Below are 10,343 nucleotides of genomic sequence, written 5' to 3' on the forward strand. Positions count from 1 at the left end.
GGCGGTCGGTGCGGGAAGAATCTTTCTTCACCGGCCTCCGATCCCGCAACCATTTCCCCGGGCCGGCGGTTCTGCGGTTGTTCCCTTCGCTGCAAGGGGCAGAAGAAGGGCTTTCCATGACCTTACAGCAGACGCTTGCCTTCGCCATCGTCGGCGCGATGATGGTGTTGTTCATCTGGGGCAGGCTTCGTTACGACGTCGTGGCCATGCTGGCGCTGCTGGCGTCGCTGCTGGCCGGGACGGTGTCGCCGGATGACGCCTTCACCGGCTTTTCCGACGACATCGTCATCATCGTGGGCAGCGCCCTGGTGGTCAGCGCCGCCGTGTCGCGGTCGGGCATCATCGAGGCGGTTCTGCGATGGCTGGTGCGCAAGCTGACCACGATGGGGGTGCAGCTTCTGGTGCTGGTCGGCACGGTCACGCTGCTGTCGTCGCTGGTCAAGAACATCGGCGCCCTGGCGATGCTGATGCCGGCGGCGCTGAAGATGGCGCGCAAGTCCGGGCAGTCGCCGTCGCTGTACCTGATGCCCATGTCCTTCGGGTCGCTTCTGGGCGGGCTGATCACGCTGGTCGGCACCTCGCCCAACATCATCGTCTCGGGCGTCAGGCAGGAAATGACCGGCCAGCCCTTCGGCATGTTCGATTTCGCCCCGGTGGGCCTGGGACTGTCGGCGGTGGGGGTGACCTTCCTGATGTTCGGCTGGCGGCTGCTGCCGGCCGACCGCCGCGCCACCGCCTCGCTGGGCGAGGCGGTGAGGATCAGCGACTACAACACCGAGGCGGCGGTTCCCGAAGGCGCGGCCGCCGCCGGGATGACCGTCGGCGGGCTGATCGGCCTCGTCGATGGCGAAATTACCGTCACCGGCCTGATCCGAGGGGGCGAGCGGCGCAAGGTGGTGCTGTTCGATACGGTGATCCAGGAAGGCGACATCCTGCTGCTGCGGGGCGAGCCGGACGGCCTGGAACGCGCCGTCGCCAAGGGCGGGCTGACCATGACCCGGCACGACACGGCCTCGCGGCTGGAGCTGCCCCCCAGCAAGATCGGCGTGATCGAGGCGGTGACGACCGCCACCTCGACCCTGGTCGGCAAGAGCGTCGGCAGCATCCGGCTGTTCGACGAACAGGGCGTCAGCCTGCTGGCCATCTCGCGGTCCGGCCACCGCATGACCGAGCGGCTGTCGCGGACCCGGCTGCAGGCGGGGGATGTCCTGCTGCTGCAGGGACCGGTCGAGATCCTGCCCGAACGGATCCGGTCGCTGGGCCTGCTGCCGCTGGCCGAGCGCAGCCTGCGGCTGGGCAGCGTCAGGAAGGAACTGATGCCGATCCTGATCCTGGCCGCGGCGATGGGGCTGACCGCGGCGGGGCTGGTGCCCGTCGCCATCGCCTTCTTCGGCGCGGCGGTGCTGATGATCCTGTCCGGCGCGATCAGCCCGGAAGCGGCATACGACGCGGTGGAATGGCCGCTGCTCATCATGCTGGGCGCGCTGATCCCGGTCAGCGAGGCCCTGCGGACCACCGGCGGCACCGACCTGATCGGCGCCTGGCTGTCGGCCGTGGCAACCGGGATGCCGGTCTGGGGGGCGGTGGCGCTGATCATGGTGGCGGCGATGGCGGTGACGCCCTTCCTGAACAACGCCGCCACCGTCCTGGTCATGGCGCCCATCGGCGTCACCTTCGCGGGCACCCTGGGCTATGCGCCCGAGGCCTTCCTGATGGCGGTGGCGGTGGGCGCGGGCTGCGACTTCCTGACCCCCATCGGGCATCAGTGCAACACGCTGGTGATGGGACCGGGGGGCTATCGCTTCAGCGATTATCCGCGGCTGGGACTGCCCCTGTCGATCCTGGTCGTCCTGACCGGGGTGCCGCTGATCCTGACGGTCTGGCCGGTCTGAGAACCGGCCGGACCGTCAAGGCGGTCATTCGGCCGCGGCGGCGCGGCGCGGCGCCTCGCGCTTGGCGAAGCGCAGGATGGTGTAGCCTGCGATGCCGGCGATGAACGACCCCATCAGGATACCGATCTTGGCCTCGTCCTGCAGCAGCGGCTCGTCGAAGGCCAGAAGCGAGATGAACAGGCTCATGGTGAAGCCGATCCCGCACAGAAGCGCGGTGCCCAGCATCTGCATCCAGCTTGCCCCCACGGGCAGGTCGGCCCAGTCCAGCTTGACCAGGATCGTCACCGCGCCGAAGATCCCCACCAGCTTGCCGATGGAAAGACCGGCGGCCACGCCCAGGGTCACGGGTGCCAGCAGCGCATCCATTCCCAGGCCCGCGAAGCTGACCCCGGCATTGGCAAAGCCGAAGATCGGGACAATGAAATAGGCCACCGGCACGATCAGCGCATGTTCCAGACGGTGCAGCGGACTTTCGGACGGCCGCGCTTCGGGCGTGGCCGGGGTCCGCTTCAGCGGGACCGTCAGCGCCAGAAGAACGCCGGCGATGGTCGCGTGGATCCCGGATCGCCAGACGAAGAACCACAGCACCGCGCCCAAGGCCAGATAGGGCCACAGCCGCATGACGCCGGCGCGGTTCAGCCCGATCAGCCCGGCAAGGATCAGCGCGGCGATCCCCAGATCGGCCGGCGAGAGGCCGGTCGTGTAGAACAGCCCGATCACCACCACCGCGCCCAGGTCGTCGATGATCGCCAGCGCCGCCAGGAACACCTTGAGCGAGGTGGGCACCCGCGATCCCAGCAGCGAGATGACCCCCAGCGCGAAGGCGATGTCCGTGGCCGACGGGATGGCCCAGCCATGCGTGGCCCCGGTGCCCGCAGTGAAGAACAGATAGACCAGCGCGGGCACGGCCATGCCTGCCGCCGCGGCCGCGCCGGGCAGGATGCGCCGGGACCAGGACGACAGATGGCCGTCCACCATCTCGCGCTTGATTTCCAGGCCCACCATCAGGAAGAACACCGCCATCAGCGCGTCGTTGATCCAGTGGGCGACCGAGAGCGGCCCCAGATAGACGTGGAGCGCGTGGAAATAGCCCTCGGACCAAGGCGAGTTGGCGACGATCAGCGCCAGCGCGGCCGAGGCCATCAGAAGGATTCCCCCCGACGCCTCGTTGTCCAGAAACCGGCGGATGGTGTTCTTGATAAGACCTGCCATTGACAGCCCCCTTTGTCAGAAACGGTTGCGACCAGTCTCCGTAGTCAGGGGGTGGCCCCTGGGCGCACGCAGCACACGCCATGAGCCCGGATCATATGCAACGAAGTCCGCCGATCAAGAGGGCCCGGAATGGTTCCTGATCTCGCGCAGCCATTCGCGCCAGATGGCGACCAGCAGGGCCATCAGCACCGGCCCCACGAACAGCCCGACGATGCCCATGGTCTTGACGCCGCCGACCAGGCCGAAGAACGTCGGCAGGAAGGGCATCTTGACCGGCCCGCCGACCAGCACCGGGCGGATGGTCTTGTCCACGATGAACAGCTCGACCGTTCCCCACAGGAACAGCAGGACGCCCGCCAGCGGCGACCCGCTGGCCACCAGGTAGATCGACACCAGCGTGAAGCACAGCGGCGCGCCGCCGGGGATCAGCGCCATGATGCCGGTGATGACCCCCAGCGTCACGGGGGACGGCACCCCCGCCACCCAGTAGGCGATGCCCAGAACCACGCCCTCGCCGATGGCGATCAGGGTCATGCCGGTGACGGTGGCGCTGATCGTCAGCGGCACGACGCGCGACAGCCGTTCCCAGCGGCGCGGCAGGATGCGCGCGCCCACGACGTCGATCTGGCCGGCGATCTTGTGGCCGTCGCGATAGAACACGAACAGCGCGATCAGCATGAACAGCAGGTTCAGCGCCAGATGGAAGGCCAGGTTGCCCGCCGCCAGCACGCTGCGATAGATCGAGGCGATGGTGTTGCCGCTGGTCAGCTGCACCAGTTCGGCGATGGCGCCCGGCTGGCCGATATGGCGGGTCCACTGTTCGTCGATCCAGTCGCCGATCCGGGGCAGGGCGGTCATCCAGGCGGGCGCGGGCGCGCCGTTGGCGTTCACCTCGAACACCCAGTAGATCCACTGCTGCAGTTCCCGGAAGGCATAGAGCAGCGCCAGCGTGACCGGCACCACCAGAAACAGCACGATCACCAGCACGAACAGCGCCGCGGTGGCGGTGCGGTCGATCCCCAGCCCGCGCTGCACGCTGCGCGACAGCGGCCAGCTGGCGAAGGCGATGATCGTGGCGGCCAGCACCGGGACCAGGAAGCCGTGAAAGAAATAGATCGCGGCGGCGATGATGAAGACCAGAAGCCAGCGGGCCGCCGAAATGTCGCTGATCAGCGGAAACGGCGCCACCGGATCGTCCTGCACCGCCATCTGGGGCCGAGGCGTTGCCTGCTGTGGGTCGTTCATGCGCGCGCGCCTGCCTTGGGGTGTTCCGCCTGCCCCTGACTGTTGCATTGTTGATCGCCGCGTCAACCGTTCTTTCGGAGCCGCCCGGACGCGGCGCTTGCGGCTTGCGGTCGCATCGGCTAGCCGGGCGGACCCCGCCCCCGCCGGAGCCCCCATGACCCGCACGCTTGCCATCGACTTCGGAACCTCGAACACCGCCGTCGCGGTGCTGGACAAGGGCCGCGTCCGGCGCCTGCCCGTCGAGGCGGGCGCGGACACGTTGCCGACGGCGGTGTTCTTTCCCGCCCGGGGCGGAGAGATGCGCCTGGGCCAGGCGGCAGGCCAGGCGCTGATCGCCGGCGAGGAAGGCCGGTACATGCGCGCGTTCAAAAGCGTGCTGGGCACGGCGCTTGCGCGGGAATCCCGGCTGATCGGCGGCCGGCGGCGGACGCTTCTTGACGTGGTGACGGCCTTCCTGACCCGGCTGCGCCAGCGGGCCGAGGCCGCGACCGGCCAGAGCTGGACGGGCGTCCTGTCGGGCCGCCCGGTCCGCTTCCACCCCGATCCCGCCCGCGACGCCGCCGCCTGCGACGACCTGCGCGCCTGCTATCACGCGGCGGGTTTCGGCCGGGTGGGCTTCATGCCCGAACCGGAGGCCGCGGCCCTGGCCTGTCACGGCATGGGCACCAGCGGCCGCACGGGGCTGATCGTGGACATCGGCGGTGGTACCTCGGACTTCTCGGTGTATCGCGGCGAGGCCGAGGGGCTGCGGATCCTGGCCAGCCACGGCATAAGGCTGGGCGGGACCGACTTCGACAAGGCGATCTCGCTGAGCCATGCGATGCCGCTGCTGGGCCTGGGGTCGCAACTGCGCCGCGAGATGGGGCCGGGGCTGCTGCCGGTGCCCAACGCGATCTATGCCGATCTGGCCAGCTGGGCGCATATCCCCTTCGTCTATACGCCCGAGAACCGCAGGATGGTCCGGCAGATGGTCCGGCTTGCGGCGCAGCCCGCGCGCCTGGAACGGCTGGAAACGCTGCTGACGGGGGAACTGGGGCACGATCTGGCCTTTTCCGTCGAACGCGGCAAGATCGCCGCCAACGGCGGGGCAGAGCCCGGGCGCATCGAGATGGGCTTCATCGAGCCCGGCCTTTCGGCCCCGGTCAGCGCGGCCAGCCTGGGCGCCGCCCTGCAGGCCCATGAGGCCGAGCTGAAGGCCGCCCTGGCTGAGGTGCTGGACCGGGCGGGGCTGTCGGCCCAAGACCTGGGCGACGTGGTGCTGGTCGGCGGCTCGAGCCTGATGGGGCTGGTTGCGGATCTGGTTGCCCGGACGATGCCCCTGGCGCGGCTGCACCGATCCGAGGCTTTCACCGCCGTGGCGGACGGCCTGGCCCTGGCGACGGGCGCGGAACCCTGTTCCGGTTAACCAGCAAAGCCGGGAAACGCGGGTTTTTCCCGGCAGCGAACTTGCATAATCCGCCGCGCTGAAGGATAGCGGGGCCGGATCCTCACCCCGCCGCCACGACGAATCGAGAGTCGACGCCATGAACAGCCTTTCCGACACCGCGATCGCGCCCGCGACGCTGACGCATCTGCAGCGGCTGGAATCCGAAAGCATCCACATCATGCGCGAGGTGGTGGCCAATGCCGAGAACCCGGTGATGCTGTATTCGGTGGGCAAGGATTCCGCCTGCATGCTGCATCTGGCGCGCAAGGCGTTCTTCCCCGCCCCGCCGCCGTTCCCGCTGCTGCACGTGGACACGACCTGGAAGTTCCGGGCGATGTACGAACTGCGCGACCGCGCCGCCAAGGCGGCGGGCATGGATCTGATCGTCCACCAGAACCCCGAGGCCAAGGCCCAGGGCATCAATCCCTTCGACCACGGCCCGCTGCACACCGACATGTGGAAGACCGAAGGGCTGAAACAGGCGCTGACGGCACACGGTTTCGACGTGGCCTTCGGCGGCGCCCGCCGCGACGAGGAAAAGTCCCGCGCCAAGGAGCGGATCTTTTCCTTCCGGTCCGCCAACCACCGCTGGGACCCCAAGAACCAGCGTCCCGAGTTGTGGAAGCTGTACAACACCCGCAAGGCTCGCGACGAATCGATCCGCGTCTTCCCGCTGTCCAACTGGACCGAGCTGGACATCTGGCAATACATCCACCTGGAGGGCATCGAGATCGTGCCGCTGTATTTCAGCGAGCCGCGCCCGGTGGTGGAACGCGACGGGCTGCTGATCATGGTCGATGACGACCGCTTCCCGCTGCGCGACGGCGAGGTGCCGCAGATGCGGTCGGTGCGGTTCCGCACGCTGGGCTGCTATCCGCTGACGGGGGCGGTGGAATCGGATGCCCGCACCCTGCCCGAGGTGATCCAGGAAATGCTGCTGACCACCACCTCGGAACGCCAGGGCCGCGCCATCGACAAGGATCAGGCCGCCTCGATGGAAAAGAAGAAGCAGGAAGGGTATTTCTGATGACCGCCCAGGATCCCGTCTACGTCACCGATGCGCTGATCGCCCAGGACATCGACGCCTATCTGCTGAAGCACCAGCACAAGACCATGCTGCGCTTCATCACCTGCGGATCGGTCGATGACGGCAAGTCGACGCTGATCGGCCGTCTTCTGTACGACAGCAAGATGATCTTCGAGGATCAGCTGGCCTCGCTGGAGGCCGACAGCAAGGTGTCGGGCACCCAGGGCGGAGAGATCGACTTCGCCCTGCTGGTCGACGGCCTGGCCGCGGAACGCGAACAGGGCATCACCATCGACGTGGCCTATCGCTTCTTCGCCACCGACAAGCGCAAGTTCATCGTCGCCGACACGCCGGGGCATGAACAATATACCCGCAACATGGTCACGGGCGCATCCACCGCCGATCTGGCGGTGATCCTGATCGACGCGCGCCAGGGCGTGCTGACCCAGACGCGGCGCCACAGCTATCTGGTGAACCTGCTGGGCATCAGGAACATCGTGCTGGCGGTCAACAAGATGGATCTGGTCGGCTATTCGGCCGAACGCTTCTACGAGATCGTTGCCGATTATTCGCATTTCGCCCGGCAGATCGGCATGGACAGCTTCCTGCCGATCCCGATTTCCGGGCTGAAAGGCGACAACATCGTTTCCAGAAGCCCCGAAACGCCCTGGTATCAGGGACCGACCCTGCTGGGCCATCTCGAGGACGCGCCCATCAGCGACACCCGGATGCAGGACGCGCCCTTCCGCATGGCGGTGCAGTGGGTGAACCGCCCGCATCAGGACTTCCGCGGCTTCGCGGGCCAGATCAGCGCCGGCGCGGTGCATCCGGGCGATGCGGTCCGGGTCCTGCCCTCGGGCAAGACCACCACGGTCAGGTCCATCGCGACCTTCGACGGCGACCTGCCCCAGGCGGTTGCGGGCCAGTCCGTCACCCTGACCTTCGCCGACGAGATCGACTGTTCGCGCGGGGACGTCATCGCCCGCGCCGATGCCCCCTGCGAGGTCGCCGACCAGTTCGAGGCGACGCTGGTCTGGATGTCGGAACAGGAAATGCTGCCGGGCCGGCCCTATCTGCTGAAGATCGGCACCCAGACCGTCAGCGCCACCATCACCGAGCCGAAATACGAGGTGAACGTCAACACGATGGAGCATCTGGCCAGCAAGACGCTGGGCCTGAACGCCATCGGCGTGGTCAACATCTCGACCGACCGGCCGGTGCCGTTCGAGGCGTATGCCGACAATCCCGACCTGGGCGGCTTCATCCTGATCGACCGGATGACCAACGCCACCATCGCCGCCGGGATGCTGCATTTCGCGCTGCGCCGGTCGCAGAACATCCACTGGCAGGCGACCGACGTGAACCGCGAGGCCCACGCCGCCCAGAAGAACCAGCGCGCGCGCGTGGTCTGGTTCACCGGGCTGTCGGGGTCGGGCAAGTCCACCATCGCCAACATCGTCGAACGCAAGCTGCACGCGATGGGCAAGCACACCTTCCTTCTGGACGGCGACAACGTGCGCCACGGGCTGAACCGCGACCTGGGCTTCACCGATGCCGACCGGGTCGAGAACATCCGCCGCGTGGGCGAGGTCGCGCGCCTGATGACCGATGCCGGGCTGATCGTGCTGACGGCCTTCATCTCGCCCTTCCGGGCGGAACGGCGCATGGTCCGCGACATGATGGCGCCGGGCGAGTTCTTCGAGGTCTATGTGGACACGCCCCTGGAGGTGGCCGAGGCGCGCGACGTGAAGGGCCTCTACCGGAAGGCGCGGTCGGGGCAGTTGAAGAACTTCACCGGCATCGACAGCCCGTACGAGGCGCCCGAGCAGGCCGAACTGGTGGTCAACACCGTGGCGCTGACCGCCGAGGAGGCCGCCGACAGGGTCATCGAGGCGATCCTGTCGCAGGGCTGACGGCGCCCTCGGCTGAAAGGCGAAAGTCCGGCGGGCCCTGCCGCCGGAGCCCGCGCCCTGCCCGCGCCACGGCAGGCGGATTTCTGCGGCGACACCGGTTCCACCGCGCCGCCGCGGCGTCGTCGGCGAAAAGATGGTTAACGTGACTTTTTCAGTTCCGGTCACGGAACCCGTTGCCGGTGAAGGGGTTATAGCCGCGTAGTGACTTGCTGGATTGCAATAGATTAATGATTGAGCCCGCCCTGGCCGGCGGGCATTTTCATATCATGAAGAACCTCGGCGCTGATCCCTCCCTCAATAGGCGAAGATGTCGTCGGCCAGTTCGGCCGCGGTAAGCCCGGCTTCGCGGATCACCAGCCGGTCGCCTGCCCCCAGGTCGATCACCACGTCGCTGCCCGTCCTGGTCATGTGATCGCGGATGAAGGCGATCGCATTATCGTCCAGCAGATCGCGGGCGATCAGCAGACGGTCGCTGTCGTGCTGAAAGCCTTGGATGGTGTCCGAACCGTCGCCCCTGGCGAAGATGAAGGTGTCAGCACCCGCCCCGCCGTTCAGGACGTCCCTGCCCCGGCCCCCCTGCAGGCTGTCGTCGCCGGATCCGCCCCTCAGCGTGTCGTTCCCCACGTCGCCCAGCAACCAGTCGTCGCCGTCATCGCCGCTCAGCAGATCCATGCCCTGGCCGCCGCGCAGCCAGTCGTCGCCCCAGCCGCCGGCCAGGGTGTCATGGCCGGCCTCGCCGCGCAGGATGTCGTCGTTCCCCTGCCCCGACAGCCGGTCGTTGCCCTGGCCACCCTGCAGCGTGTCCACCCCCAGCCCGCCTTCCAGCGTATCGAAGCCCAGGCCCCCGATCAGCCGGTCGTTGCCGTCCTCGCCCAGCAGGCGGTCGTGACCGCCCCCGCCGGCGACCCAGTCATCGCCCGCGCCGGCGCGCAGGCTGTCGCTGCGCAGGCTCAGGCCCAGATCGTCGGTCCCCGCCGTGGGACGGGACGCATCCCGATTGACGCCCGAGGCCGCGTCAAGCCAGTCGGCGCGGCTTTGCAGGGCATCGTCCGGCACGGGTGGCGCGACCCGCGGGAACGTCCCCCTGTCAAGCGACACCGGGCTGTCGGTCTTCGCAAAATTCTGCGTCGCCATCAGCACCAGATAGTCCCGGCCGTCGATCCGCATCGTCCCGGTCTGCAGGCCGATCCCGACATAGGACACATCGCGGATGATGTTGGCGTAATGGCCGGGGCTGTCCATCAGGTTCTGGTGCAACTGGCGGATCTCGTCGCGCAGGTCGCTTTTGCCCCGGATGCTGACATAGGCCAAATTTTCCGCCGTGGTCCACCGGCCGGACAGATCCACCCCCGCGGCCTCGATCCGCTGGCGCGAGGATGATCCGCCCTCGCCGGTGTGGGAAAACCGGTCGGTGTCCAGCAGCCAGCGGTTGTGCCGGTCGGCTGAATCGTTCAGGCGCCGTTCCAGGGCCAGGGGCGCCAGCCCCACGTCCCGGCGGGACTCGTTGATGAGCCGGGCGAAATAGCGTTCATCGGCAGTGGCAAATGACATGGGCATCCATCATAGAAGTTTTTCAACCATAGCACGAAAGGGTGCCGGACGCATCTGATATTCGGTGCATCACGGCC

General features: G+C 67.8%; 7 protein-coding genes. 4 read left to right on the top strand and 3 right to left on the bottom strand.

The window, feature by feature from the left end; genetic code table 11:
- The first annotated feature begins 116 nt into the window (after positions 1–116).
- A complete protein-coding gene (locus tag ACZ1HC_RS05855; RefSeq protein WP_472699147.1) occupies positions 117–1,892 on the top strand; it encodes an SLC13 family permease in 1,776 nt (591 codons plus the stop codon).
- A 24-nt stretch (positions 1,893–1,916) separates the two neighbouring features.
- Here the strand turns inward: ACZ1HC_RS05855 and nhaA are convergent, their stop codons facing one another.
- Entirely contained in the window at positions 1,917–3,104 is a 1,188-nt protein-coding gene (gene nhaA / locus ACZ1HC_RS05860) for a Na+/H+ antiporter NhaA (protein WP_472699148.1), read from the bottom strand.
- Positions 3,105–3,218: 114 nt separating this feature from the next.
- Positions 3,219–4,313, bottom strand: a complete 1,095-nt coding sequence (locus tag ACZ1HC_RS05865) for an AI-2E family transporter (RefSeq protein ID WP_472700790.1) — start codon at positions 4,311–4,313, stop codon at positions 3,219–3,221.
- Positions 4,314–4,503: 190 nt separating this feature from the next.
- Here ACZ1HC_RS05865 and ACZ1HC_RS05870 point away from each other — a divergent pair, with 190 nt between their 5' ends.
- The 3 genes from ACZ1HC_RS05870 to cysN all read left to right on the top strand — a co-directional run bounded on the left by ACZ1HC_RS05870 (position 4,504) and on the right by cysN (position 8,715).
- Positions 4,504–5,754, top strand: a complete 1,251-nt coding sequence (locus tag ACZ1HC_RS05870; RefSeq protein WP_472699149.1) for an Hsp70 family protein — start codon at positions 4,504–4,506, stop codon at positions 5,752–5,754.
- A gap of 118 nt (positions 5,755–5,872) precedes the next feature.
- Positions 5,873–6,802: a sulfate adenylyltransferase subunit CysD gene (cysD, locus tag ACZ1HC_RS05875; protein WP_472699150.1), complete on the top strand. Its 930-nt coding sequence runs from the start codon at positions 5,873–5,875 to the stop codon at positions 6,800–6,802.
- Positions 6,802–8,715 (top strand): sulfate adenylyltransferase subunit CysN, encoded by a 1,914-nt coding sequence (gene cysN, locus ACZ1HC_RS05880; protein WP_472699151.1) that lies wholly within the window; start codon positions 6,802–6,804, stop codon positions 8,713–8,715. The genes cysD and cysN overlap by 1 nt, the downstream gene beginning before the upstream one ends.
- A gap of 294 nt (positions 8,716–9,009) precedes the next feature.
- Here the strand turns inward: cysN and ACZ1HC_RS05885 are convergent, their stop codons facing one another.
- Positions 9,010–10,266, bottom strand: coding sequence for a CAP domain-containing protein (locus tag ACZ1HC_RS05885; protein WP_472699152.1), 1,257 nt, complete (start codon positions 10,264–10,266; stop codon positions 9,010–9,012).
- Positions 10,267–10,343 lie beyond the last annotated feature (77 nt).

The sequence above is a fragment of the Paracoccus sp. BR5-17 genome, assembly GCF_055693925.1.

Coding starts and splice junctions, on each gene's coding strand:
- ACZ1HC_RS05855 (WP_472699147.1), top strand. CDS start 117: ATGACCTTACAGCAGACGCTTGCCTTCGCCATCGTCGGCGCGATGATG.
- nhaA (WP_472699148.1), bottom strand. CDS start 3,104: ATGGCAGGTCTTATCAAGAACACCATCCGCCGGTTTCTGGACAACGAG.
- ACZ1HC_RS05865 (WP_472700790.1), bottom strand. CDS start 4,313: ATGGCGGTGCAGGACGATCCGGTGGCGCCGTTTCCGCTGATCAGCGAC.
- ACZ1HC_RS05870 (WP_472699149.1), top strand. CDS start 4,504: ATGACCCGCACGCTTGCCATCGACTTCGGAACCTCGAACACCGCCGTC.
- cysD (WP_472699150.1), top strand. CDS start 5,873: ATGAACAGCCTTTCCGACACCGCGATCGCGCCCGCGACGCTGACGCAT.
- cysN (WP_472699151.1), top strand. CDS start 6,802: ATGACCGCCCAGGATCCCGTCTACGTCACCGATGCGCTGATCGCCCAG.
- ACZ1HC_RS05885 (WP_472699152.1), bottom strand. CDS start 10,266: ATGTCATTTGCCACTGCCGATGAACGCTATTTCGCCCGGCTCATCAAC.